Source organism: Enterococcus sp. AZ071 (assembly GCF_050499065.1).
Taxonomy (GTDB): Bacteria; Bacillota; Bacilli; order Lactobacillales; family Enterococcaceae; genus Enterococcus_A; species Enterococcus_A ferrettii.
Map to the genome: position 1 here is coordinate 166,085 of NZ_JBIPAS010000001.1, position 25,150 is coordinate 191,234.

Below are 25,150 nucleotides of genomic sequence, written 5' to 3' on the forward strand. Positions count from 1 at the left end.
GTGGCGCAATGGTGATGGATGTCCGACTGGCTCGGATTGATGATCGATTGATTCATGGACAAGTAGCTACGGTTTGGTCTAAGGCTACTGGCGTGGAACGTATCCTTGTTGTCAGCGATGAGGTGGCACATGACGAATTGCGTAAATTCCTGTTAAAGCAAGCAGCTCCGCCTGGGATTAAATCCAATGTCATTACAAAGAAAAAATTGGTTGAAATCTATCATGACCAGCTGTTTGATCAATTGCGTGTGATGCTCCTGTTTGCTGTACCTCAGGATGTTTTAGAAGTAGTCGAAGCTGGTGTTGACTTAAAGTCAGTTAATATTGGCGGTATGCGTTTTCTAGAAGGCAAAAAAATGGTTACTAATTTTATTTCTTTAGATGAAGACGATGTGAGATGCTTTTTAACACTTGCTGAACATGGAATTGAGTTGGAAACAAGGAAGGTTCCCTCGGATCGCAAAAATGATTTGATCCAACAGATTCAAAAAGAAAAGATGCTGCCGTAAAAAATTTGGTTACAGGTTCTTAGAACTTATTTATATTCATTTAACACTGTAACAATACTAGTAGGAGGTAAAAAGATGGTAGGAATTATCATTGCCAGTCATGGTGAATTCGCAAATGGTATCTTGCAATCCGGAGCAATGATCTTTGGAGAACAAGAAAATGTAACAGCTGTTACATTGATGCCGAGCGAAGGTCCAGATGACGTTAAGGCAAAAATGAAAGACGCGATTGCTTCTTTCGAAAATCAGGATGAAGTGCTGTTCTTAGTCGATCTTTGGGGTGGAACCCCCTTCAACCAAGCCAACAGCTTGTTTGAAGAACACAAAGACACTTGGGCAATTGTTGCTGGGATGAATTTACCAATGTTGATTGAAGCATATGCTTCTCGTTTATCAATGAATACTGCTCATGAAATTGCCGCTCATATTTTGGGCACTGCAAAAGAAGGAGTAAAAGTTAGACCAGAAGAATTGGAACCTGCTGAAGCATCTGCAGCGCCAACTCAAGCACAACCTTCAAATGCTGGAACACCAGGTTCATTGTCTTATGTTTTAGCACGGGTTGACTCTCGTTTGCTGCATGGACAAGTAGCGACTGCATGGACAAAAACGACAGGACCAACACGTATTATTGTTGTATCCGACACCGTAGCAAAGGATGAACTTCGTAAGAAATTGATCCAACAAGCAGCGCCTCCAGGAGTTAAAGCACACGTTGTACCAGTTGCTAAAATGATCGAGCTGGCAAAAGACGATAAACATTTTGGTGGACAACGCGCATTATTGCTTTTTGAGAATCCTCAAGATGCACTAAGAGCAGTTGAAGGCGGCGTTCCATTGAAGACAATCAATGTCGGTTCAATGGCTCACTCACCGGGTAAAGTTCAACCAAACAAAGTGTTGGCTTTCGGTCAAGAAGATCTAGATTCATTCAAAAAATTAAAAGATCTAGGCGTAAGCTTTGATGTTCGTAAAGTGCCAAATGATTCAAAAGGCGATATGGATGAAATCATGAAAAAAGCACAAGAAGAATTGAACAAACAAAAATAATTATTTTATCAGAGAAACGGAGGATTAATAATCATGGAATTAAATATTATTCAAATGATATTAGTCGTTATCGTCGCATTCTTAGCTGGTATGGAAGGTATCTTGGATGAATTCCATTTCCACCAACCAGTAATCGCTTGTACGTTAATCGGCTTAGTTACAGGTAACCTAATGCCATGTCTTATTCTTGGTGGTACCCTACAAATGATCGCTCTTGGTTGGGCGAATATCGGCGCTGCCGTAGCACCCGATGCTGCATTGGCATCAATTGCATCTGCAATTATCTTGGTACTTGGTGGACAAGGACAAGCTGGAGTATCTTCAGCTATCGCTATCGCAGTTCCACTAGCTGTTGCAGGTCTATTGCTAACAATCATCTGTCGTACAATTGCTACAGCATTCGTACATTTAATGGATGCAGCAGCAAAAGAAGGCGATATCAGAAAAGTTGAATTATGGCATATTATTGCTATCGCTATGCAAGGGGTTCGTATTGCAATCCCTGCTATCTTAATCTTAGCAATTGGTGAAGGTCCAGTGCGCGGCTTGCTTGAATCTATGCCTGTTTGGTTAACAGACGGCTTGGCAATCGGCGGTGGTATGGTAGTAGCTGTTGGTTATGCAATGGTTATTAACATGATGGCTACGAGAGAAGTATGGCCATTCTTCGCAATTGGTTTTGTATTGGCAACAATTTCACAAATTACTCTTATTGGTCTTGGTGCAATCGGTGTATCTCTTGCTCTTATCTACTTGGCGCTTTCTAAACAAGGCGGCGGCTCAGGTAACGGCGGCGGTTCAAATACTGGTGACCCATTAGGCGATATTATTGATAACTATTAAGAAAGGAGCTAACACGAAATGGCAGAGCAAATAAAATTAACGAAAAAAGATCGCATTTCCATCTGGTGGCGTTCAACTTTTATTCAAGGTTCTTGGAACTATGAACGTATGCAAAATGGTGGTTGGGCCTTCTCAATGATCCCAGCGATCAAGAAATTATATCCTAATAAAGAAGATCGTGCCGCTGCATTGACACGTCACTTAGAATTCTTTAATACACATCCGTATGTAGCTTCACCAATTATCGGTGTAACATTGGCACTGGAAGAAGAACGTGCAAATGGCGCTCCTGTAGATGACGTAGCAATCCAAGGGGTTAAGGTTGGTATGATGGGACCTTTAGCCGGTATCGGAGATCCAGTTTTCTGGTTCACTGTTAAACCAATCCTGGGTGCGTTAGCTGCTTCTCTAGCTTTAGCTGGAAATATCTTAGGACCAATCATCTACTTTGTTGGTTGGAATGCTATCCGTATGGCATTTATGTGGTACACTCAAGAATTTGGTTACAAAGCAGGTTCTAAAATTACTGATGACTTATCAGGTGGTTTATTGCAAGACATTACTAAAGGGGCTTCAATTCTGGGGATGTTTATCCTTGGTTCATTGGTTAACCGGTGGGTATCTGTTGGATTCAAACCAACTGTATCAGAAGTTCAGTTAGACAAAGGCGCTTTTATTGACTGGGGCAGCTTGCCATCAGGTGCTGAAGGAATCAAGTCAGCATTAGAACAACAAGCAGCTGGACTTTCACTGAGCGATGTAAAAGTAACAACATTACAAGATAACTTGGACAGCTTAATTCCAGGATTAGCTGGCTTGGGCTTAACACTTCTATGTATGTGGTTGCTTAAGAAGAAAGTTTCACCAATCATCATCATTCTTGGTTTGTTCGTAGTGGGTATCCTTGCTCACCTAGTAGGATTAATGTAAGAAAAACTTAGCCTGGGCAGTGATGCCTGGGCTTTTTATGTCTTTTGCTTAAAAAACTAAAAACCAGTATAATGACTAGTGAAATCAAAGGAGATGGAGTAAAGCAATGGTTCAATCAATCAACACCCAAGTTGACTTAGTCATGAATGCCACTTCTCATATGGGAATGACCGATTATGGGAAAATTATGATTGGCGATAAGGGGTTCGAATTTTTCAATGATCGTGATGCACGTAAATTCATCCAAATTCCTTGGGAGGAAGTAGATCATGTGATTGCTTCTATTATGTTCAAGGGTAAATGGATTCCGCGCTATGCCATTCAAACTAAGAAGAACGGAACCTATACTTTCTCTTCGAAGGAACCTAAAAAAGTCTTGCGGGCGATTCGCGAATATGTTGATCCGAGTAACATGGTACAATCCTTAAGCTTTTGGGATGTCGTGAAGCGAGGATTTAAGTCAAGATTTAGCAGATAAACTGGCTATAGTAGTCAGTTTTTTTATTTGCCCAGATGTACATAAAAGACCGTCAAATCAAGATGATACGTATTGTATCAAAGAGAAAAGTTGGATGCTAGAGAAGATAGCTTTCTTTTCTGATAAGCTATTCGGATAATGGAAATAAGGAGTGGGTACTAATGAATATCGGTGACAAAATTAGAGAGCAGCGCTTAAAAAAAGAATGGACCCAGGAGCAGCTAGGTCAGCTGCTGAATGTATCGCGGCCAACCATTTCTAGCTGGGAGGTGGGACGAAACTATCCCGATCTGGAAATGATTGTTGCCATCAGTGATTTATTTGGTATCTCTCTGGATAACTTATTGAGAGGGGATCGAGAAATGACCAAGGACTATTCAAAAAAACTGCGTTGGAATAAATACTATAAAATTATGTTAGGCGTGATGGCACTGGTCGCTATTTTGGCAGCAGGTTCTTTGGCTAAGCTGCGCTGGGATGAACAAAAATACAGAGATAATTTGGTGACTCATTCTTGGAAGCGAGGAACAGATTCGCAGTTTCCTGATGAGTACAAGTTGAGCGAAGGCGGGGGTGCGTTTTACACGTACATTTTACAAACCGGATGGCTGCCTATTCCTTTACAGGAACGTCATCCATGGGTAATTGGCCAAGAAGGCAATTTGGTCGTGCAGGAGAAAGAAAAGAACCAAAGAACGATCACAGTCAATCATGCGAAATTTAATGGTAAAACCTATACCGGAAGTATTGAAGTGGATGATCAGGCCAATATAATAGAAGACAAAGAGTGGTCTTCAGACAAGAAACGAGCCATTGAAAGTTTTATAGAAGAGCACAAAAAGGCGTATGTGAGCTTGCTGAAACGTACTTCTGAAAAAAGAGCGGAAATTGTCCAATAGAAAGAAAGACGTTGATCGGCAGATGATATGCTACCCCTATCTAGGACAAGGAAATAATTAAATCCTAGATAGGGGTATTTGTTATGGGAAAAAGAAGGATGAAGCTGAGTCCAGAAGAACGTCTAAAGATTGTCGAGAGTTATCTTAGACATGAGATCAGTTTGAAGAGAGCCACCAAGGAAGCACAGGTTTCCACAGAAACAATCAAACGATGGTGCAATTTGTATGAAAATGAAGGAGCCGCAGGTTTGGTTGCTTCAAGAAAGAATAACAATTATTCGAAGGATTTGAAGCTGATAGCCGTTCAAGATTACTTTACTGGTGGAGGCAGCCAAGTTTATATCGCCAAAAAGTATGGATTAAGAAGCAAGAGGCAACTACAGGACTGGATCAAGGTTTATAATACTCATAAAGACTTCAAATCAGAAAGTGGTGGAAGTAGAATGAGTCAAACCCGTGAGACCAGTCAAGAGGAACGTCTGAAGATTGTATTAGAGTGTCTAGCCAATAATAAGGATTATGGAGCGATGGCAATCAAGTATCAAGTGTCCTATCAGAACGTCTATAACTGGGTGAAGAAGTATGAGCAGCGAGGCTATGACGGGCTTCAAGATCGGCGAGGCCGACGCAAAGCGAAACAAGTCGGCCGAACACCAGAAGAAGAACAAGCAATTGAGCTAGCCAAATTGAAGAGTGAGATTAGACAATTGAGAATGGAAAATGACCTGTTAAAAAAAGTGAGGGAATTGGAGAGGAGGAATCGTTAGGGTAATTTCGAAACGTGGCTGCTTACCAAGCAATCAAATTCTTGCACGAAGAAATGGACTACCCGATAAAACCCTTGTGCGAACTCTTGCGGATAACACGCTCTGCCTATTATCGCTGGTTGAAACATCCAGAGAGTGTACGTGAACAAATCAATCGTCAAATCACAAAAGACATTCGAACAATTCATGAGAAGCATCCAGATATGGGGTATCGTCGAATTAAAGATGAATTGAAGCGGACCTATAAGATAAATGTTAACGATAAACGAGTCTTACGCATCTGTCGTCATGAACAAATCCAATCGAGGATAAAACATCCAGCAAATTGTATTACAAGGCGTGCTTATGCTCCGTACTACAAAGCAAAGAACGTTTTGCGTGGCCAATTTCATGCAGAGGCGCCGAATCAGAAGTGGGTGACAGATGTTTCAGAATTCAAGTATTTTATTGGACCAATAGTCAAAAAACTCTATTTGAGTGCGATTCTAGATCTTTACGATCACCGCATTGTCACGTATGTACTGAGTGACACCAATGATTTGGACTTGGTCTTTGATACGTTTGATCAAGCAGTCGAATTGGAGCCAGAGGCTCATCCAATTTTCCACAGTGATCAAGGGTTTCAATATACCCATGTGAACTTCTTCCGCCGCATCGTAAAAGCCGATATGATTCAGAGTATGTCTCGTGTAGGGAAATGTACTGATAATGGGCCTATGGAAGGTTTCTGGGGAATGCTTAAGCGAGAAAACTATTATGGACGAAAGTTTACCAGTCGCGAAGAACTCGTCACAATGATTACTGACTACATGAAGTACTACAATACTGGACGTTACCAACGAAAATTACAAGTAATGACGCCGATGGAATTTCACAACAATTACTACAAAGCTGCATAAATCACCAAGGTATATTCAAAAAAAACTACTCATCTATTTTTGATGAGCAGTCCACAAAATTTTTATACTATTTCACTGTCCTATTGACGGGGTGCGCACCAAGACTCGACGTCTTTTTTTATGATCATTTATTTCGATTATATAATTGGATTCAGCATTATTTATTCGCTTTATTAAGAGGATTTTAGGCATTTTTGACATAATATAAGATGCTGTCAAAAAATATGTCTGACAAAGTTGGCACAAAGTTCTGTGCCAAAGCTCTATTTACTATTGATTGAAAGCACTTACTGATACAAGCTACAATATACATGTAAACGAAATCATTCTATTTTATTATTTTGAAGGAGGAAATGAAAATGGAAACTACTGCAAAGAAAAGTGGACTGAAAGCGAAAGTCCAGCGACTGGGCAGCCACTTGTCAGGGATGGTCATGCCGAATATCGGGGCCTTTATCGCATGGGGTGTTATCACAGCATTATTTATTGAGGCGGGGTATTTCCCAAATGAACAGCTAGCATCACTTGTTGGCCCGATGCTTACTTTCTTATTGCCATTATTGATTGCTTACACAGGTGGTAGCATGGTACACGGTCAACGTGGTGCGGTTGTTGGGGCAATTGCAGCGATGGGGGTTATCGTAGGGTCAGAAGTTCCAATGTTCATTGGGGCAATGATTATGGGGCCTCTTGGCGGTTGGTGTATTAAGAAATTTGATGACATGTTCCAATCGAGAATTAAAGCCGGTTTTGAAATGCTGGTTAACAACTTCTCATCTGGATTGATTGGCTTTGCGCTAGCAGTATTAGGCTTTTATGCAATTGGACCGGTGGTATCTTCACTTACTGAATTGATGGCGGCTGGAGTAGAAACAATCATCAACATGCGTTTGCTGCCATTAGCAAATATCTTTATTGAACCAGCGAAAATTCTATTCTTAAACAATGCAATTAACCACGGAATTTTGACACCTTTGGGGGCAGATCAAGCCGCTGAAGCAGGGAAATCGATTCTGTTCTTACTAGAAGCAAACCCTGGACCAGGTTTAGGTGTGCTGTTAGCCTTCACTTTGTTTGGTAAAGGATCAGCGAAATCCTCTGCACCAGGTGCGATTATCATTCAATTCTTAGGTGGTATTCATGAGATTTATTTCCCATATGTAATGATGAAACCATTGTTGTTCCTAGCAGTTATCGGCGGTGGGGTTGCTGGAACTTTCACTTTCCAATTACTAGGTGCTGGTTTACGGGCAGCGGCTTCACCAGGATCAATCATTGCAATCTTGGCAATGACACCACCAGACAGCATGTTTGCTGTTATCGCAGGGGTTGTCGTTGGTGCGGTTGTTTCGTTCTTAATCGCGATGGTCATTATCAAAGCAGACAACAATGAAGAAGACGATTTAGCAGCTACTCAGGCAGCGGTGCAAGAAGCAAAATCAGCAAGTAAAGGTCAAGCTGGTGGTCAAAACGGCAACCAAGAAATGTTTGGCAATGTAAACAAAATCATCTTTGCTTGTGATGCTGGTATGGGTTCAAGTGCAATGGGTGCGTCAGTATTACGCGACAAAGTGAAAAAAGCTGGTATTAATATCCCGGTATCGAACTCAGCGATTAATAATTTGTCCGATGATGCAAATGCGTTAGTGGTGACACAAGAAGAATTGTACGATCGGGCAAGTCAAAAAGCACCAAGTGCAACCTTTGTTCAGGTAGAGAACTTTATGAATTCCCCACGTTACGATGAAATCGTGGAACGTTTGTCTGATGGTCCAACAGCAGGTGCTGATGGAAAAAAGTTGAGTGACGATGTTGTTGAGGGAGTTGCGGATTACGATAGAGTAGACCACATTGTCTTTGCCTACGAAAAAGGAAAAGGTTCTGCTAATATGGGCGCAACCGTTATGAAGAAGGTCTTGAAGGAACAAGGTGTCAATTTGCCAGTGACTGCAGCAATGATCGGGGAATTGAAGGATGAACCTTCAGCTATGATCGTTACTATGCAAACTGAAACAGTTCATGCTGAACAACAAGCACCAAGTGCAGTTCACGTGCCTGTAGCTGACATGGTAACTTCAGAAAAATATGATAAAATTGTTGCTCAGTTAAAAAATAAGTAGTCTTTTTTGCAGAATCGTATTACCCTTAAAGCAGTGAGTATTCACTGCTTTTACCCTTTTACTATTTGGAGGAGGTACTAGTGTACTTTTCGGTTCGAGAAAAAAAGATTTTAGCGCTTTTGTTAGCTTACCCGACTGGAGTCCAGCTGGATCAGCTGCAGCATGAGCTGAACGTCAGCAAACGGACAATTTATCGCGAGGTTTCCAGTATAGAAAAAACGATTAAACCGTTAGATGTTCAAATTATCAAACCCCGTGGTGAAGGATACCGAATCGTGGGGGAGAGTATTAATTTAGACAAACTAAAGGATCAGTTAGAAGAAAATAAAGAAGAGCTTTTTACGGATAATGTCCAAAGGCAAAGTGCGATTGTTACCAGCTTGCTGATGCTGGATGAAGAGGAAACAATTGAAGGACTGTCGATTGATTTTCAAGTCAGTCCTTCGACAATTGTTTCTGATTTGCAGGCGATTGAACAAAGCCTGGAGGATTATCGCTTGCAGCTCTTGCGGCTAAAGGGCCGGGGAATAAAGATTGCTGGCAGAGAAAAAGAAAAACGACAAATTTTAGGTAATCTGATTTTCAATGGGGTAAATGAATACGAGTTTTTCCAATTCATTGATCAATTGAATGAGGAGACAACCGAAGCTGAGACGGACAATTTTTTCCTGAAGCAATTAACTCCGCGAGGACTATATTTGGCTAAGGATATCCTTTACCATATTCCACAATACTCAGTAAAAGAAGTCACAGACAATCAGCTACAGCGTATTCTGATTTTGCTGGCTCTCTCAATTGATCGAATTCGTCAAAATAAGTTTGTGGAAGAAGAACAAGACAGCAGTCCAAAACCAGAAAGCATGCAAATTGCCAGTCAGATTATGATTAAAGTTGCTACTTACTGGGGGCATTCAATTCCAGCACAAGAGGTTCGCTTCTTTGCTTACCAGCTGGAGGGAATTAACTATAAGAAACCGCAAAATATTTTTATTGATCATTTTGATGTTGAGCTTTCTTACCAGATTAAGGAACTGATTCGTTTGGTTTCAGAAGACAGTGGGTTGGAATTTCGTAAAGATGAGCAATTGTTCAACGATCTGCTTACGCATATGTCGGCAGCTTTGAAAAGAAGCATGACAGTCTTACCCAATATGGTAAACCCATTGCTGCAGAAAATTCAGGAAAAATACAATACTCTGACTCAAGCAGTAACGAATCAGTTAGCAGTCATTTTTCCGGATCATCAATTTACTCATGATGAGCTGGGCTATGTAGTTATCCACTTTGCTACCTCCTTGGAGCGCAATCCCTCCAGTAAGGGACTATTTGTTTTAGTTCTGTGTTCCAGCGGGATTGGAACTGCCCGGATATTAGAGAGTCGAATTAAGAAATATATGCCGGAAATTCAACAAATTCAAGTAGCCAAAATTTCTGAGATGAATCGCTTGAACTTCAAACAGTATGATTTAATCCTAGCCACTGTTTTTCTACCTGAATTCACGTTACCGTACAAAGTCATTTCACCGTTGCTTTTAGACGAAGAAATTCAGGATTTGCGGACCTATATTCACGACCTGCGTCCGGAAACAGAACGTATGGTAATTGAAGAAACGGTTCAAGAGCCGGGGGAGGATTTCAATAATCTTTATGAAACAATGCGTACAGCGAATCATCTACTAAACCAATTTGAAGTCCGACCCTTTGCAGCGGAGGAAACAATTGAGCTGACTTTGGAAAAGATGATTGGCGAATTAGAAGGATTAGTAGTTACGAATGCAGAGTATGTCACTCAAAAGGTAATCGATCGCTATATCGTTGCGCCAATTGGTGTGCCTAATACAAATTTTGCCTTGTTTCATAGTGCCAATAAGCATGTGCTGCAGCCTTATTTTGCTATTTATGATTTGGACAAAGCCTTTTCGATTTTGGGGATGGATAAAAAGAGCATCAAGCTAACCCGTGTATTGCTGCTGTTGGCACCCGATCCGTTGCAGGAAGCACAAAAAGGATTGCTGGGAAAAATCAGCAGTTCAGTTATTGAGAACGATCTGAACACTGAAATTTATAAGTTTGGTAATCATGAGCTGGTATATCAATTACTCAGTTCACTGTTCATTAAAGAGATTAAAGAGAACTAAGGAGGAATTACAAATGGATTTACAACCAGAAATGATTTTATTGGATCAGTCCTTTGGAGACAAAGAGGAAGCGATTCGCGCATGTGGACGTTTACTTGTGGAAAATGGATGTGTGGATGAAGAATATATTGAGGCTATGATTGAGCGCAACCAGCTAGTATCCACTTACATGGGAAACTTTATTGCTATCCCTCATGGAACAGATGAAGCAAAACGGTTTGTGAAAAAGAGTGGAATATCCATTGTACAAGCACCAGCAGGCGTACAATTTGGTAATGATGATACTGAAGATGTGGCAATGGTTTTATTTGGAATTGCAGGAGTAGAAAATGAACATTTGGATTTATTGCAAAAAATTGCAATTTTCTGTTCAGATGTTGAAAATGTTGTGAAGCTTGCCGATGCGAAATCAAAAGAAGAAATCATCGGTTATTTGCAGGAGGTTGAATAGAATGCGCGCAACGCACTTTGGTGCCGGCAATATCGGCCGTGGATTTATTGGGGAAATTTTAGCCAAGAATGGCTTTTCGATTGATTTTGTTGATATCAATGCCACAATTATTGATGCTTTAAATGAGCGGAAAGAATACACGATTGAATTGGCTGATGAAAACAAAGAACAAATTCATGTAGCCAATGTGGATGGACTTAACAATCAAACTAATCCTGAAGCAGTGGTAGATTCAGTAGCAGCTGCGGATATTGTGACTACTGCCATTGGTCCCAATGTGTTACCTTTTATTGCTGAACTTATTGCCAAAGGGATTCAAAAACGAAAGGCTGAAAATAGCACAGTACCAGTAGATGTAATCGCCTGTGAAAATATGATTGGCGGCAGTCAGTTCTTATTCGAGAAGGTTAAGGAGTATTTGACTGATGAAGATATGGCGTATGTTGAAGCCTATGTAGGGTTTCCAAATGCTGCAGTTGATCGGATTGTGCCTATTCAACACCATGAGGATCCTTTGTTTGTATCGGTGGAACCTTTCAGCGAGTGGGTAGTGGATCAAACACAATGCAAAAATAAGGAATTACAGTTGAGTGATGTAACGTATGTTGAGGATCTAGAACCCTACATTGAGCGCAAATTATTTTCAGTAAATACGGGGCATGCAACAGTCGCGTACACCGGAGCATATGCCGGCTATCAAACAATTGATGAAGCGATTGGTCATCAAGAGGTCTTGGATCAATTACGGGCGGTGCTGGAAGAAACCGGCAGCTTGTTAATTGCTAAATGGGGCTTTGATCGAGGGCAGCATCAAGCCTATATCAACAAAATTGTGAGCCGTTTTGAAAATCCGCATATTTCTGACAGTATTGACCGGGTAGCTCGTACACCAATTCGTAAGTTAGGCTATGACGAACGCTTTATTCGTCCGATTCGTGAGCTGAAGAAACGTGAATTAGGATACATGCATTTAATTGAAGTTGTAGCAATGATTTTGAAATACCAAGATCCAAAAGATGAGCAAAGTGTTCAGCTTCAAGCAATGCTAAAGGACCAGCCTTTAGAAACAGTGATTGCCGAAGTGACAAGTTTAAATGATGATACTTTAATCACTGAAATTGCAGTAGAATACAACAAGTAGATCCTGATTATTCAGGGTCTTTTTTTAAGTCTTATGAGAATAGTAGAAGAAGCGCTTAGCAATTTCTTAAAATTTGGTCTAGACATTTACATTGCTTCTTTGACTGGATAGTGTTAAAATTGGTGTATACCAAATAGACAAAGGAGCGTTTACAATGGAAGTAATTCGCGTAAAAGATGCCCAAGAAGGCGGAAAAAAAGCATTTGAACTGATCAAAGACGGTATGGCTAATGGTGCAAAAGTATTAGGCTTAGCAACTGGCAGCACTCCTGAAACTTTATATCAAGAAATGACAAGCAGTGACTTAGATTTCTCTAATATAACTTCTGTTAATTTAGACGAATACGTAGGCTTAGGTGGCGAAGATACACAAAGTTATCGCTACTTTATGAACGATCGTTTATTCAACAAAAAACCTTTTAAAGAAACCTTCGTGCCAAATGGTAAAGCAGAAGACTTAGAAGCTGAAGGCAAACACTACGATGAAATCATTGCTGAGCATCCAATTGACATTCAAGTACTAGGAATTGGACGCAATGGACATATTGGGTTTAATGAACCTGGCACACCATTTGATGAAACAACTCATGTAGTTGAATTGACTGAATCAACAATTGAAGCAAACAAACGTTACTTTGATAAAGTTGAAGATGTACCTACTCATGCCTTATCTATGGGTATTGGTTCAATCATGCAAAGTAAAAAGATTTTATTGTTAGCTTTTGGCGAAGCAAAAGCGGATGCAATTAAAGGCATGATCGAAGGTCCAGTCACTGAAGACCTGCCTGCAAGTGCATTGCAAAACCATTCTGACGTAATCGTAATTATCGATGAAGAAGCAGCTAGCAAACTGTAAAAGTTAATAGACAAGCGATAGGTCGGCAAACTCCTTGAGAGTTTGTCGGCTTTTTTACTTTAACCAGTATTCTTGGGGCAGAATGAGCCAGTATATTTGTCAGACTATTTTCGCCTGTTTCGTTTGCGGTTCTTGCTCTTGCTTTTACTCTTCTTCTTCAACGCTTTCTCGATTTTCGTATTCTTTTCTGGTTTTGGCTTATTGAACAGCGAATGGGGTTCCTGATATTTTTTTGCATGATCTGAAGGTAATCTTCCCAGCTTCTCTCGGGCAAGCTCAGACTGAGATTTAAAGGCAGGGACTGCATCATTCAGTGATAAATCTTTGTCGGGTGTTGATCCAACAGTGTTGTTTGACGTTTTCGTAGTGTTGTTTGATTTTTTGGGAGTTGCTATAGTATTTTCTGGTGCAGTATTTTCAGCTGTAGCTTGCTGGACTGGCTGCTGATCAGCATCGCGTGGTTCAAACATTGGATCTTCTTCGTCACGAGTATTAAAATCATGCTCCCGCTCATCCACTGCAAAATACATCTTCACTACTCGAACAAATTTACGAGTTCCATCATCCTTTTGTAAAATGGTTACTTCGCCTAAAATATCCAAGACAGCTTTACGATCTTGTGTGGTCAGAGGTCGTACCACATTACCCAGACTCCAGTTGTGCAGCTTGCCGGTTTCATCTTCAAACACTGCTTTTAGAATTCGTTTTTTATCAGTTGTTTGCTCTTTAGAATGGAGAACTGGGCCTAAAGTATCGATGTGTACTCGCGCTTGCTTGGTCACCTGCAAAAATTCTTGCTGATTTTTAAATAAACGGGAAATAACGATTTGCCACTCTTGTTGACTGAAATAGGGTTGAAAATAAATACATAAATGGCGTACAGAGGTGAGGTCCGCATCACTTGTTAGAAACAGTGAACGAACTAAATTTTTGGCTACGTTGGAGAAATCGTGTTCACTGAAAAAATTGCGTACTAGAACAATTACTGCTGATTGAATGATATGTAATGCGTTAGCATTTTCATCGTAATGTTGATTAAAACGGGCATCTAGGGTTTCTTTTCTTTTTATAGAGAAAAGCTGGCGATTTTGTAGTTTTACTGTTGAGTTGGTATTTTTAGACATTGAGACATCTCCTTATAATTCTTTTTGGGTGATCCGCAATTCCCATTCTAAAATTTCTTGCAAAGGATTTCAATAGCTTTTCCCACTAAATATTTGTTTCTTTTTAATAGTAATGCCATTTTATTTACCTATTTGTATTTTAAAAACTTGTTAAAAAGTATGAACATAGGTATCGGTAAAGGATTTTGTAATGTGAAATTACATTTCTCTAAAAACCGTTGTTATTTATCTTTTTTTTTACATTTTATAAGAAAAATGGTTTTTTATTTAAACCTGTGCTCGTTTTCTAAAGGCAGGTTCTACAAATCTCTTATTAATAAGAATTTAGTCAAAGCTTTTTATCGCTACTTCGCCATCTACGATTGTATCCAGAGGAATTCCTTGCTAAAGTAGAACTATATTAACTGAAACGGGGAAGTCCGATGCGAAGAATTTTATTGCTCGAGGATGATAAAAATTTGAATAGGGGAATTAATCTTTGCTTGACTAAAGAAGGATACGAGGTAGTATCCTGTTTAGATGTCGCCTCAGCTAAAGCGGCGTTTGAACAAAATGAAATTGATTTGATTATTAGCGATATTTCTTTGCCGGATGGGAATGGTTTGGATTTTTGCCAAGAGATTCGCCGTCAATCTGGCGTGAGGATTGTTATGCTGACTTCCTATAATCAAGAATATGACATTGTTGCTGGCTATGAACATGGGGCAGATGATTATGTTACCAAGCCTTTCAGCCTGATGGTATTAGTTTCTAAGATTAATGCACTGGTAAAACGAATTGCGGAGCCTAACGGACAGCGGCTAATCTCTAATGAACTGAGCCTGTCGTTATCAGAAATGAAAGCTGCTAAAAATAATGAAACTTTACTCCTTAGTAAGACGGAGCTGCAGCTGCTTACAATCTTTATGAAGAACCCTAAACAAATTCTTTCTGTTGATCAGCTGCTAGAACAGATATGGGATACCAAGGGAGACTATATTGACAGCAATATTGTTTCGGTGAATATTAGCCGGTTGAGACAAAAGATCGGTAAAGAGAAGATTAAAACAGTCAGAGGAGTGGGCTATTTATGGGTTTCCGACGTGCAAAAATAATTGGATTCATTCTATCAATCATTATTGTCAGCGTAGGCTTAATCAGCTGGAATTATTCCGAAATGCGGACAGCATTAGAATATGATCGAACAACTGCCTTGGGAAGACTGAGTGAAAATGAAGCCCTTTCTGAAGCTCAATTGATCGAGGCTTTCAATCAAGAGGGCAACGAAACTTATTACGCCAAGGGCTCCGAATTAGAAGCAAAGTATGGAATGGACACGCGAGAAACTAAGTATGACTATCTAGTTCAGCCTTTTTTGGTGCGGAATACGCTGATTTTGCTCGTAACTATTTTGTTAGTCCTCCTTTTGTTTTTTTGGAACCTGAGAGAGCAGAAGCTGCTGATGGAAGAATTGGAAAGTCTAGAAAATAAATACCACACTGAAAAAAGCCAGTATTCTATTCTGTTGCAGCGCACTCGACAGGAGGATAGTCAAATTAAATCAAGCATCACTGATATTGCCCATCAGTTAAAAACACCGGTGGCTTCCTTGAAGCTGAGTATGGATATTGCACTATCAGAGGCGTATTCTCCAGCTGAACGTCAGGAATTCAGTGATCAAGCAGTTCTTCAGATCAATAAATTGAATTTGATGCTTGATGGACTAGCGAAAATTTCACAAATGGAAACCGACCTAATTCAGATCAATCCGCAAAAATATTCATTAAGAAAATTAGTTAGTGAAGCAATCAATAGTGTAATCATCAAAGCGCTTGAAAGAGATATCGACATTGAGCTATCGTCGATTGATGAGAGCACTATTTTTGTTGACTACAAATGGACCTTAGAAGCACTTAGCAATGTGTTAGAAAACGCGATTAAGTACTCTCCAGTGCATACGAAGATTCAGGTGCATAGTCAACCGTTAGTCACTTATGTGGTTTTAGAAATCCTTGATGAAGGTCCTGGTATTCCTAAGCAAGAACAAACCTTGATCTATCAACGTTTTTATCGTGGTAAAAATAGTAATGAGGTGGAGGGGTCAGGTGTTGGGTTATATTTAACTAGAAAAATCATCGAAGAGCAAGGCGGGACCATTTTGGTTAAAAACCGAGTAGATCAGGGCGCGAATTTTCAATTAACACTTCCGTTAGTCTAATAATTTTCCTTTCTTACAATTTTGTAACGTTTCCTGCGAGAGAACTGCAAGGTTCAAACTTTAAACTAAAAGTAAGATAAAGCCAAGAGGGGGAAACAACTATGATCTTAAGAATTAGAGATCTAATGAAGTATTACGACGATGGGGGCAGCATTGTAAAGGCGGTTAACCAGATCAACTTAGATGTGCATAAGGGTGAATTTATTGCGGTTGTTGGGAAATCTGGTTCAGGGAAGAGTACTTTATTGAATTTAATTGGCGGTTTGGATCGTCCGGATTCTGGTGAGGTTTTGGTTGAGGGCAAAAATATTTATCAGATGAAGGATGAGTCATTAGCGATCTTTCGTCGTCAGAAAATTGGCTTTATTTTTCAAAATTATAATTTGATTCCTTCACTAAATATTTGGGAGAATGTTGTTCTGCCAATTGGTTTAGATAATCGTAAGGTGAATGTCCGTTTTATTCAAGATCTATTAACTACAATTGGCTTAGATGATCGTATGAACGCCTTACCAGGGATGCTTTCTGGCGGACAACAGCAGCGGGTAGCCATTGCTCGAGCGATTGCAGCAGAGCCTGCAATTATTTTAGCTGATGAACCGACAGGCAATTTGGACACAAAAACTGAGCTAGAAGTAATGTCTTTGTTGAAAAATTCAGTAGAAAAATTTGGACAAACATTGATTATGATTACTCATGACGAAGGGATTGCACAAACGGCTGATCGGATTGTTCATATTGAAGATGGGCGGGTGGTCTAGGATGAAGATGATCAATACTGTCGCTTGGGCTAATACCAAATTTCATCGTAGAAAAAATATCTTGTCTGGTGTGGCAATTATTCTGACATCGGTTCTAGTATTTCTAACTATTACAATGGGGTTAGGATCAGTCAATACGCAAAATGCAGCAGTCAATAAAATTTATCCAACTTGGCATACTATGTATCGGAATGTTTCTGAAGAAGATAAGGATAAAATTGCACAGCATGCAGCTATTGAAACGTATGGGTTGCGACAAGATATCGGCCAAGTCACTTTGGACGAGGGTTCAGTTATCTTGCTTTATATGGATAAAACCGCTCAATATTTGAATAAAGTTGAAATTGATAAAGGAAGGGAGCCAAAAAGTGGAAACGAAGCTGTTTTTTCACTGAATACCTTAAAAAAGCTCGGCTATATTCAGGCAAAGCTGGGTGATGCAGTCACGATTCCATTTCAGCCCTATACAAAAGACGTATTAGGATTGGCCGAGTCAACTACTTTCAAAATTGTTGGATTGATGGATGACACCGAGGAAATTAACGAGAAAGATAAGTATTCGATGATGGTTTCCAAGGAGTTTATGGAATCCAATAGTCCGTTAGACCAAAGAAGCTATCGCATGATGATTCGATTAGCACCTGAGGAAGCTGCCACTACGACTGAAGTTGAAAAAGAAACCAAAAAAATCGGCCAAAACTTCAATGTTCTTGAAAGTGATGTGGTAGTGAACAAAGAATATCTATTCGCTAACTATTCTGATCCAGCTTTTTATAGTGGCATGATAATTATAATAATAATTGTATCAGCAGCAGGGGCATTAACAATCTATAGTATCTATTATGTGTCCTTGATTAGTAAAGTTCAGGAGTTTGGCAAGCTGAAAGCTTTAGGAGCAACAGAGCAGCAAGTTCGTCAAATTGTTTTACGGGAAAATCTATTGGTTGCCAGCATCGCTATTCCGATTGGCTTGGCGATTGGGATTATCGCAGCAAAACTATTTTTTGGCAGAATTGTCGAACTCTTGCAGGAAGGTTCAGTATTAACTGCCACGATGCAGCAAGTTGTTCAAAACAATGAGGTTCAATTAATTATTCCTTGGGTAATAGCCCTATCCATTGGGATTGCCTTAATAACTGTTTTGATTGCATCATTAAAACCAATGCATTTGGCTAGTAAAATTATGCCGATTGAAGCAATGCGCTATACCGGACAGAATGAAACCAAACAGAAGAAGCGCAGAGGCTTCATGAATCTTACTCTTGAACGTTTAACCAAAGCAAACGTATCAAGAAATAAGAAACGAACGGTAATTACCATTGTTTCTTTAGGATTAATCGGGACGCTATTCGTTGCTGTATCTACAGTGTTTAATTGTATGCAGCCTGAAGAAATTGCCCATCAGGCGATTGCTGAAGATTTTCGTCTTGGGCTGGAAACCTGGAGTGGAGATCTAATGAACCCAGAACGAGAATGGCAAAAGCTTCAGCAAAATAATCCGCTCACATCTGACAAGATCAAAGAGATTGAGCAGATTTCTGGGGTTGAAAGAGTAGATACGCAACGAGTTATTAGCGGAGAACTTGTTTCAATCAAAGAGCCCGATTCAGACAAGCCTTTAGCTGTCTCCATTGCAAGTATTAGAAAAAAGCAAATGAAGGAAGTAGCAAAGCATATCAAAAAGGGCAGTGCTGATTATGAAAAATTGGCAGGAGGGGAGTACTTAATTGCCAGTGACTATATTTTTAAAAATTACCCTGATTTGGCAATGGGGAAACCTATTGATGTGAAAATCTTTGATGGAGACAGAAGCTATATCAAACAAATGACGATTGTTGCGGCTGGCCGCTTACCTGAAAAGATTGATCATAGTGCTAGCTTCATTGCTTCTGATGAAACTATTCAGGCGCTATCTGATAACAATTTGATTAAGTTTTTGGATATTAAAGCAGATAGTCAACGAATATCTGAAGTAAAAAAAGAATTGGAGGCTATTAAGGGAGAAAGCGAATTTTACGAACTGGAAAGCTACGAAGATACTTTAAAAACATGGGAGTCAGCTACTATGATGACCGTTGGTGCTGGTTATAGTATCCTTTTAGTTCTAGCAGTTGTAGGCATCATGAATTTGGTAAACACAACTATTGATAGTATTTTAAGTCGTAAAAAGGAACTAGGTGTAATGCAGGCAATCGGCATGTCAAATAAACAAATGAGAAAGATGCTTCAATTGGAAAGTCTGTTTTATGCTGGAGGAATTATCTTCATGTCCGTTGGTATCGGCAGTATTGTTGGCTATTTAATTTACCGCTATGCTGCAGCTAATGCTTTGATGCAAATTCAAAATTATTATTATCCGTTTATTCAGGTAGGGTTACTCATCTTAATAATAATTGTCGTTCAACTACTTTTGACAATTGCGACGACAACAATAGTCAACAAAGAACCAGTCATTAAACGAATTCAAGCATCTGAATAGCTGCCAGAAACCGATTATCGCTGCGATCGTCGGTTTTTTTCTTTTATGGTGGTCCTTTTCTATGGCATAATAGGAGAAAACATAGGGAGAAAAATATGCGTTTAGACAAATTTTTAGCTGAAGCTGGTCTTGGCAGCCGCAAGGAAGTGAAACAGCTGATCAAAAAGGGCGTAATAACGGTTAATGCTCAGGTTGAGAAAAAGGATAAGACTCAGGTTGAACCTGAGTCAGATACGGTAGCTTATGCTGGAGAGATCCTGCATTATCAAAAATATTACTATTACTTGCTGCATAAACCAGCGGGTACAATCAGTGCAACAGAAGACAAAAAAGATCGTACGGTAATGGATTTATTCAAATCACAGGATTATCGCAATGATTTATTTCCTGTTGGACGTTTAGACAAGGACACTGAAGGTCTTCTTCTTATTACTAATGATGGCCAGCTGGCACATGAATTGCTGTCACCGAAAAAGCATGTGGACAAGGAATATTTGGCACTAGTAGCAGGAGTGATGGATCGGTCAGATCAGCAGCGCTTTCGTGAAGGGATTTCACTGGATGGAGAGCTGACTTTGCCGGCTGAATTAATGATTGATGCCATTGATGAAGAAAGGCAAACTTCTACCGTGAGAATTATTTTGCAGGAAGGTAAATTTCATCAGGTAAAACGGATGGTGAAAGCCTGTGGTAAAGAAGTAGTCTATTTGAAACGTATTCGAATGGGGAGACTGTCTTTACCAAACGAATTGGCAAAGGGTGCGTATCGTGAGCTAAGTCGAGAAGAACTGGCACAACTGAAGAGTTCTGAATAATTGTTCCTTCAGCGAAGTGCTATACTTAAATAGAGGTGATTGGAATGGAAATGGATTTGTCTATCACAGAGATTATGATTCGTTTGCTAATCGCGATGGTGATGGGCGGAGCAATTGGCATTGAGCGGGAATACCGCAATCGTCCGGCAGGTATTCGAACACACATATTGGTTTGTATGGGAGCAACGATTATTGCCTTGATTCAAACGGAAATTGCCAGTTCATCCCTGCGCTATGCGATTGAAAACCCCAGCTTAGCGGGTGTCGTTCGGTCAGATGAAGCGCGCTTAATCGCGCAAGTGGTCAGTGGGGTCGGCTTTCTAGGAGCAGGAACGATTATTGTTACGAATCGGTCGATTACCGGATTAACCACGGCAGCTTCAATTTGGGCGGGGGCTGGATTGGGCTTGGCAATCGGAATGGGCTATTACGATATTGCGCTGGCCAGCTTTGTAGGGATCATGCTAGCTTTGACGGTGGTGAAGAAAATCATCAAGGTTCACGCCATTAAAAAATTAGAGATTCGCTTTGTTCACCGAGAAGAAACGAAGGAATTCATCATGAATTACTTCGAAAGTAAAAAGATTGAAGTGGAAAATGTCGATTTCAATGTGGACTTTCGCAATGATTACCGAATTTATACCAATGTGTACACGATTGATTTGCCAAAAGGGTTATCCTACACCGAGGTCATTGAAGATTTGTCCATGTACAAAAATATTACGAAGCTGCGATTAATCAACGTATAAAAAAACCTTTATGACTGCTACTGTTGCTCGCAGCCATAAAGGTTCTTTTCTATTCCATACCAATCAGGTAATCGTCATCGTTCATCGCTTCCACTTGACCTAACAGATAACCATTCCCAACTTGGGAGAAGAAGTCATGGTTGCTAGTGCCAGTAGAAATACCGTTCATTACGATCGGATTCACATCGTCAGCCGTGTCTGGGAACAACGGATCCATTCCCAAGTTCATTAACGCTTTATTGGCATTATAACGTAAGAAAGTTTTGACTTCCTCAGTCCAACCAATTTCATCGTACAATTCCTCGGTGTATCGTTCTTCATTTTCGTACAATTCATAAAGTAAGTTGTACATCCATTCTTTCAAACGTTCTTGCTCTTCTTTCGTTTGCTCGTTAAATCCCCGTTGGAATTTGTAGCCGATATAAGTGCCATGAACCGATTCATCACGAATAATTAGTTTAATAATCTCTGCAACGTTAGCCAATTTATTATTGCCTAAATAATACAAAGGTGTATAGAAACCAGAGTAGAATAGGAAGGTTTCTAAAAAGACGCTGGCAATTTTCTTCTCTAACGGTGTGCCATTTTTATAAATTTCATTCACTCGTTCAGCTTTCTTTTGCAGGTACACATTGGTGTTTGTCCATTCAAAGATTTCGTTGATTTCTGCCTTAGTATTTAACGTACTAAAAATAGAAGAATAGCTTTTGGCGTGGACTGATTCCATGAATTGAATATTGTTCAATACTGCTTCTTCATGAGGCGTACGCACATCAGCACGCAATTGTTCCATACCACTTTCTGATTGAACAGTGTCTAAAAGCGTTAGTCCGCCAAATACATAACCAACAACTTTTTTCTCTAAATCAGACAGCTTCCGCCAGTCATCTAAGTCATTGGATAAAGGAATACGGGTATCCAGCCAAAATTGTTCGGTTAGCTTTTCCCACGTTGATTTATCAATGACATCTTCAATTTCATTCCAGTTAATGGCTTTGTAATAAGTCTCTGCCATGTAGTTTCCTCCTTGGTCTTGCTTTAATACTGTCAAACATCACGAACCTGAGTAGATTCGTGATGTCTGGTTGTTGTGTAGTAATAAGTGACTGTCAGCTAGCTCCATATAAAGGAATTGATTTTTCTCTGAAAAATCATTCGGATCGTCGTACGCATACCATCCTGCTAAACTGCTTAGTTTGATAATTGGTTGAGTTCCTGTTATGTTGCGCGATTACCTAATATACTGCGAAAAGCAGGACTGGCAAAAGCAGGATTGGCAGCTGACAGCTAAATTACGCAACTTTCACATTGGTTTGAACCGATCTCTTCGGCATCCTCAGTGAAGGTACGAACGTAATAGATTGATTTACAGCCTTTGTAGAAGGCGTAGTTTCGCAAGATATTCAAATCACGGGTTGTTTGCTTGGTTTCATGTTTCCATTCATACAAGCCTCGTGGAATTTCTGAACGCATAAATAAGGTTAAGCTCATACCTTGGTCAATATGTTGTTGCGCCGTTGCATAGACATCGATCACCTTACGCATATCCATATCATAAGCAGAAGTGTAGTAAGGCAAGGTTTCATTGTTCAAGTAAGGAGCTGGATAGTAAATTTTACCAATTTTCTTTTCTTGACGTTCTTCGATTAAACGAGTGATTGGGTGTAAGCTGGCACTAGTATCATTGATGTATGAAATTGAGCCATTTGGAGCAACAGCTAAACGGTTTTGGTGGTACAAGCCGTCTTTTTGAATGGCTTCTTTTAATGCTTGCCAATCTTCTTTTGTTGGAACGAAAATGTCTTTAAAAATTTCTTTGACTTTATCTGTTTTAGGTAAGAATTCATCTGACAAATACTTATCAAAATAGGTTCCATCTGCGTACTTAGACTTTTCAAAGTTATGGAAAACTTGTTTACGCTCCTTGGCGATTTGGTTGCTTTCCATTAACGTCCAGTAATTTAACAAGGTAAAGTAAATATTAGTGAAATCAATGGATTCTTCTGAGCCGTATACCATCAAGTTTTTAGCAAAGAAGCTGTGTAGCCCCATCGCCCCTAAACCAATCGTGTGGTTAAGGTTATTACCATTTTGAATAGAAGGAACCACATCAATATTTGAAGCATCTGTAATATAAGTTAATCCACGAACCATCGTACGAACCGATTGACCAAAGTCTGGACTTTCCATCAAGTTAACGATATTGGTAGAACCTAAGTTACATGAAATATCAGTTCCTAAATCATCATACTCCTGACGATCGTTAATTGCTGAAGGTGTTTGAACCTGCAGAATTTCTGAACAAAGGTTACTCATAACGATTTTGCCATCAACAGGGTTGGCCTTATTCGCTGTATCGATGTTAATGATATACGGATAACCAGATTCCTGCTGCAGCTTAGATAATTCATTTTCTAAATCGCGGGCACGAATTTTTTTCTTGCGAATGTTTGGGTTAGCGACCATGTTGTCGTATTCTTTAGTGATATCAACGTAAGAATAGGGAACACCGTATTCACGTTCGATACCGTAAGGACTGAATAAATACATATCCTCATTTTTGCGAGCCAATTCGTAAAATTTATCCGGTACAGTTACCCCTAAGGATAAATTTTTTACCCGGATTTTTTCGTCTGCATTTTCTTTTTTTGCAGACAAGAAAACTTCAATATCTGGATGGAAAACATCCAAGTAAACAACACCGGCACCTTGACGTTGACCTAGCTGATTAGAGTACGAAAAGCTGTCTTCAAACAATTTCATTACAGGAACGACGCCGCTGGCAGCCCCATCATAGCCCTTAATTGGCGCGCCCGCTTCACGCAGGTTCGACAGGTTGATTCCAACGCCGCCGCCGATTCGAGACAATTGCAACGCTGAATTGATTGAACGTCCAATGCTGTTCATGTCGTCAGTCACTTGGATTAGGAAACAAGATACGAGCTCCCCACGTCTTTTGCGGCCAGCATTCAAAAAGGAGGGTGTAGCTGGTTGGTAACGCTGATGAATCATTTCATCAGCTAAACGTAGAGCCAATTCTTCATCACCATTGGCAAAGTAAAGGGCGTTGTAAGCTACCCGGTCTTCATAGCTCTCTAAATATTCAGTTCCTTCATTGTTTTTCAACGCGTATTGTGAGTAAAACTTGTAAGCCGCCATGAATGATTTGAAGGTGAAGTTTTGTTCATCTAAAAAGGTAAATAACCGATCAATAAATTCTGGGGAATAGTTCGCAATGAATGCTTCTTCTAAATAGTCATGCTCTACCAAATAAGCAATTTTTTCCTGGACAGTCGCGAACTTACGGGTATTTGGCTCCGCGTTTTCTTTAAAGAATGCTTCTAGAGCGTCTTTATCTTTATTCAAAGGGATTTGTCCATTAACTGGACGATTGATTTCATTGTTTAGTTTAAAGTAGCTTACGTCTCCTAAGTCTTTTAGGCTCATATCGTCACATCTTTCCTTATTCATAGTTTTGGACTAATTCTTCAATTGAAAAATTAGTCCACAGATCATAATGCTATTATAAAGAAGAAACTTTGCAATCCTTCGACTGCAAAGCTTCAGGTTAAGCTAATGCTTTTAATTGATCAGGTCTAAAACCGATAATCGCAGATTGGCCACCGAAAATTACTGGGACACTTTGGAATCCTTGGTTCTTCAAGAAATCTAGTGCTTCAGGCTCGTTGTCGATATTCACTTCTTCAAAGGGAATACTATTATCTGATAAATAACGTTTTGTCATTTTGCATTGCATGCAGTTGTCTTTTGAATATACTTTAACCATAAAAAGGCCTCCTTTTTCTTTACATTACCTAGTATAAAAGATATAGGAGAAAAGTCAATTACAAGATACTACATCTTGTGCTGCAAGAAAGTGCATACACAATAGTTTGTGTTTTTTGGAAAACTGTGAAAACTCACCATTACACAGATTTTAGCGT

Annotated in this window: 23 protein-coding genes; 19 read left to right on the forward strand and 4 right to left on the reverse strand. The window is 39.8% G+C overall.

Annotated features, from left to right (window positions below; all coding sequences use genetic code 11):
* The first annotated feature begins 8 nt into the window (after positions 1-8).
* The 13 genes from IGI49_RS00790 (at position 9) to nagB (ending at position 13,081) form a co-directional block, all read left to right on the forward strand.
* Positions 9-509, forward strand: coding sequence for a PTS system mannose/fructose/N-acetylgalactosamine-transporter subunit IIB (locus tag IGI49_RS00790; RefSeq protein ID WP_207704294.1), 501 nt, complete (start codon positions 9-11; stop codon positions 507-509).
* A 75-nt stretch (positions 510-584) separates the two neighbouring features.
* Positions 585-1,559, forward strand: a complete 975-nt coding sequence (locus IGI49_RS00795) for a mannose/fructose/sorbose PTS transporter subunit IIA (protein WP_429963053.1) — start codon at positions 585-587, stop codon at positions 1,557-1,559.
* A 33-nt stretch (positions 1,560-1,592) separates the two neighbouring features.
* The gene (locus tag IGI49_RS00800) at positions 1,593-2,402 is read left to right on the forward strand and encodes a PTS mannose/fructose/sorbose transporter subunit IIC (protein ID WP_207704296.1); all 810 of its coding nucleotides are present in this window, start codon (positions 1,593-1,595) and stop codon (positions 2,400-2,402) included.
* Positions 2,403-2,420: 18 nt separating this feature from the next.
* Entirely contained in the window at positions 2,421-3,332 is a 912-nt protein-coding gene (locus tag IGI49_RS00805; RefSeq protein WP_207704297.1) for a PTS system mannose/fructose/sorbose family transporter subunit IID, read from the forward strand.
* Positions 3,333-3,438: 106 nt separating this feature from the next.
* Complete coding sequence (locus IGI49_RS00810) at positions 3,439-3,810, forward strand: DUF956 family protein (protein WP_429963054.1); 372 nt, start codon at positions 3,439-3,441, stop codon at positions 3,808-3,810.
* Positions 3,811-3,971: 161 nt separating this feature from the next.
* Entirely contained in the window at positions 3,972-4,709 is a 738-nt protein-coding gene (locus tag IGI49_RS00815) for a helix-turn-helix domain-containing protein (protein ID WP_429963055.1), read from the forward strand.
* A gap of 83 nt (positions 4,710-4,792) precedes the next feature.
* Complete coding sequence (locus tag IGI49_RS00820; RefSeq protein WP_429963056.1) at positions 4,793-5,476, forward strand: transposase; 684 nt, start codon at positions 4,793-4,795, stop codon at positions 5,474-5,476.
* A gap of 14 nt (positions 5,477-5,490) precedes the next feature.
* A complete protein-coding gene (locus IGI49_RS00825; protein WP_429963057.1) occupies positions 5,491-6,375 on the forward strand; it encodes an IS3 family transposase in 885 nt (294 codons plus the stop codon).
* A 359-nt stretch (positions 6,376-6,734) separates the two neighbouring features.
* Positions 6,735-8,495: a PTS mannitol transporter subunit IICBA gene (locus IGI49_RS00830; protein ID WP_429963058.1), complete on the forward strand. Its 1,761-nt coding sequence runs from the start codon at positions 6,735-6,737 to the stop codon at positions 8,493-8,495.
* 80 nt (positions 8,496-8,575) lie between these two features.
* Positions 8,576-10,633 carry a BglG family transcription antiterminator gene (locus IGI49_RS00835; RefSeq protein ID WP_429963059.1) on the forward strand — a complete coding sequence of 686 codons (2,058 nt, stop codon included), beginning with the start codon at positions 8,576-8,578 and terminating at the stop codon, positions 10,631-10,633.
* Between the two features lie 13 nt (positions 10,634-10,646).
* Positions 10,647-11,084, forward strand: a complete 438-nt coding sequence (locus IGI49_RS00840; RefSeq protein WP_207704301.1) for a PTS sugar transporter subunit IIA — start codon at positions 10,647-10,649, stop codon at positions 11,082-11,084.
* Between the two features lies 1 nt (position 11,085).
* Positions 11,086-12,225 carry a mannitol-1-phosphate 5-dehydrogenase gene (locus IGI49_RS00845; RefSeq protein ID WP_429963060.1) on the forward strand — a complete coding sequence of 380 codons (1,140 nt, stop codon included), beginning with the start codon at positions 11,086-11,088 and terminating at the stop codon, positions 12,223-12,225.
* Between the two features lie 154 nt (positions 12,226-12,379).
* On the forward strand, positions 12,380-13,081 hold the full coding sequence (gene nagB, locus IGI49_RS00850) for a glucosamine-6-phosphate deaminase (protein WP_429963061.1): 702 nt from the start codon (positions 12,380-12,382) through the stop codon (positions 13,079-13,081).
* A gap of 104 nt (positions 13,082-13,185) precedes the next feature.
* On the opposite strand, the gene IGI49_RS00855 is transcribed toward nagB, so the two are convergent.
* Positions 13,186-14,205, reverse strand: a complete 1,020-nt coding sequence (locus IGI49_RS00855) for a hypothetical protein (protein ID WP_429963062.1) — start codon at positions 14,203-14,205, stop codon at positions 13,186-13,188.
* 422 nt (positions 14,206-14,627) lie between these two features.
* Between IGI49_RS00855 and IGI49_RS00860 the strand changes: the two genes are divergently transcribed.
* The 6 genes from IGI49_RS00860 to IGI49_RS00885 all read left to right on the forward strand — a co-directional run bounded on the left by IGI49_RS00860 (position 14,628) and on the right by IGI49_RS00885 (position 21,206).
* Positions 14,628-15,299 carry a response regulator transcription factor gene (locus IGI49_RS00860; protein WP_429963063.1) on the forward strand — a complete coding sequence of 224 codons (672 nt, stop codon included), beginning with the start codon at positions 14,628-14,630 and terminating at the stop codon, positions 15,297-15,299.
* Entirely contained in the window at positions 15,275-16,402 is a 1,128-nt protein-coding gene (locus tag IGI49_RS00865) for a sensor histidine kinase (RefSeq protein WP_429963064.1), read from the forward strand. Before IGI49_RS00860 ends, IGI49_RS00865 begins: the two co-directional genes overlap by 25 nt.
* 101 nt (positions 16,403-16,503) lie before the next feature.
* Positions 16,504-17,163 carry an ABC transporter ATP-binding protein gene (locus IGI49_RS00870; RefSeq protein WP_429963065.1) on the forward strand — a complete coding sequence of 220 codons (660 nt, stop codon included), beginning with the start codon at positions 16,504-16,506 and terminating at the stop codon, positions 17,161-17,163.
* Position 17,164: 1 nt separating this feature from the next.
* On the forward strand, positions 17,165-19,642 hold the full coding sequence (locus IGI49_RS00875; protein WP_429963066.1) for an ABC transporter permease: 2,478 nt from the start codon (positions 17,165-17,167) through the stop codon (positions 19,640-19,642).
* 95 nt (positions 19,643-19,737) lie between these two features.
* A complete protein-coding gene (locus IGI49_RS00880; RefSeq protein ID WP_429963067.1) occupies positions 19,738-20,457 on the forward strand; it encodes a pseudouridine synthase in 720 nt (239 codons plus the stop codon).
* Between the two features lie 44 nt (positions 20,458-20,501).
* Complete coding sequence (locus IGI49_RS00885; RefSeq protein ID WP_207704310.1) at positions 20,502-21,206, forward strand: MgtC/SapB family protein; 705 nt, start codon at positions 20,502-20,504, stop codon at positions 21,204-21,206.
* A gap of 49 nt (positions 21,207-21,255) precedes the next feature.
* Here the strand turns inward: IGI49_RS00885 and nrdF are convergent, their stop codons facing one another.
* From nrdF to nrdH, 3 genes are all read right to left on the reverse strand, one after another.
* Positions 21,256-22,221 (reverse strand): class 1b ribonucleoside-diphosphate reductase subunit beta, encoded by a 966-nt coding sequence (gene nrdF / locus IGI49_RS00890; RefSeq protein ID WP_429963068.1) that lies wholly within the window; start codon positions 22,219-22,221, stop codon positions 21,256-21,258.
* Between the two features lie 272 nt (positions 22,222-22,493).
* A complete protein-coding gene (gene nrdE, locus IGI49_RS00895; protein WP_429969587.1) occupies positions 22,494-24,653 on the reverse strand; it encodes a class 1b ribonucleoside-diphosphate reductase subunit alpha in 2,160 nt (719 codons plus the stop codon).
* 121 nt (positions 24,654-24,774) lie between these two features.
* The gene (gene nrdH / locus IGI49_RS00900; RefSeq protein ID WP_207704313.1) at positions 24,775-24,993 is read right to left on the reverse strand and encodes a glutaredoxin-like protein NrdH; all 219 of its coding nucleotides are present in this window, start codon (positions 24,991-24,993) and stop codon (positions 24,775-24,777) included.
* Positions 24,994-25,150: the final 157 nt, after the last annotated feature.

Bases quoted from the DNA above. Each gene is read 5' to 3' on its own strand.
- nagB (WP_429963061.1), top strand. From the start codon at position 12,380: ATGGAAGTAATTCGCGTAAAAGATGCCCAAGAAGGCGGAAAAAAAGCA.
- IGI49_RS00810 (WP_429963054.1), top strand. From the start codon at position 3,439: ATGGTTCAATCAATCAACACCCAAGTTGACTTAGTCATGAATGCCACT.
- IGI49_RS00840 (WP_207704301.1), top strand. From the start codon at position 10,647: ATGGATTTACAACCAGAAATGATTTTATTGGATCAGTCCTTTGGAGAC.
- IGI49_RS00860 (WP_429963063.1), top strand. From the start codon at position 14,628: ATGCGAAGAATTTTATTGCTCGAGGATGATAAAAATTTGAATAGGGGA.
- IGI49_RS00790 (WP_207704294.1), top strand. From the start codon at position 9: ATGGTGATGGATGTCCGACTGGCTCGGATTGATGATCGATTGATTCAT.
- IGI49_RS00855 (WP_429963062.1), bottom strand. From the start codon at position 14,205: ATGTCTAAAAATACCAACTCAACAGTAAAACTACAAAATCGCCAGCTT.
- IGI49_RS00865 (WP_429963064.1), top strand. From the start codon at position 15,275: ATGGGTTTCCGACGTGCAAAAATAATTGGATTCATTCTATCAATCATT.
- IGI49_RS00885 (WP_207704310.1), top strand. From the start codon at position 20,502: ATGGAAATGGATTTGTCTATCACAGAGATTATGATTCGTTTGCTAATC.
- IGI49_RS00830 (WP_429963058.1), top strand. From the start codon at position 6,735: ATGGAAACTACTGCAAAGAAAAGTGGACTGAAAGCGAAAGTCCAGCGA.
- IGI49_RS00845 (WP_429963060.1), top strand. From the start codon at position 11,086: ATGCGCGCAACGCACTTTGGTGCCGGCAATATCGGCCGTGGATTTATT.
- IGI49_RS00870 (WP_429963065.1), top strand. From the start codon at position 16,504: ATGATCTTAAGAATTAGAGATCTAATGAAGTATTACGACGATGGGGGC.
- IGI49_RS00820 (WP_429963056.1), top strand. From the start codon at position 4,793: ATGGGAAAAAGAAGGATGAAGCTGAGTCCAGAAGAACGTCTAAAGATT.
- nrdE (WP_429969587.1), bottom strand. From the start codon at position 24,653: ATGAGCCTAAAAGACTTAGGAGACGTAAGCTACTTTAAACTAAACAAT.
- IGI49_RS00815 (WP_429963055.1), top strand. From the start codon at position 3,972: ATGAATATCGGTGACAAAATTAGAGAGCAGCGCTTAAAAAAAGAATGG.
- nrdF (WP_429963068.1), bottom strand. From the start codon at position 22,221: ATGGCAGAGACTTATTACAAAGCCATTAACTGGAATGAAATTGAAGAT.
- IGI49_RS00880 (WP_429963067.1), top strand. From the start codon at position 19,738: ATGCGTTTAGACAAATTTTTAGCTGAAGCTGGTCTTGGCAGCCGCAAG.
- nrdH (WP_207704313.1), bottom strand. From the start codon at position 24,993: ATGGTTAAAGTATATTCAAAAGACAACTGCATGCAATGCAAAATGACA.
- IGI49_RS00805 (WP_207704297.1), top strand. From the start codon at position 2,421: ATGGCAGAGCAAATAAAATTAACGAAAAAAGATCGCATTTCCATCTGG.
- IGI49_RS00875 (WP_429963066.1), top strand. From the start codon at position 17,165: ATGAAGATGATCAATACTGTCGCTTGGGCTAATACCAAATTTCATCGT.
- IGI49_RS00800 (WP_207704296.1), top strand. From the start codon at position 1,593: ATGGAATTAAATATTATTCAAATGATATTAGTCGTTATCGTCGCATTC.
- IGI49_RS00795 (WP_429963053.1), top strand. From the start codon at position 585: ATGGTAGGAATTATCATTGCCAGTCATGGTGAATTCGCAAATGGTATC.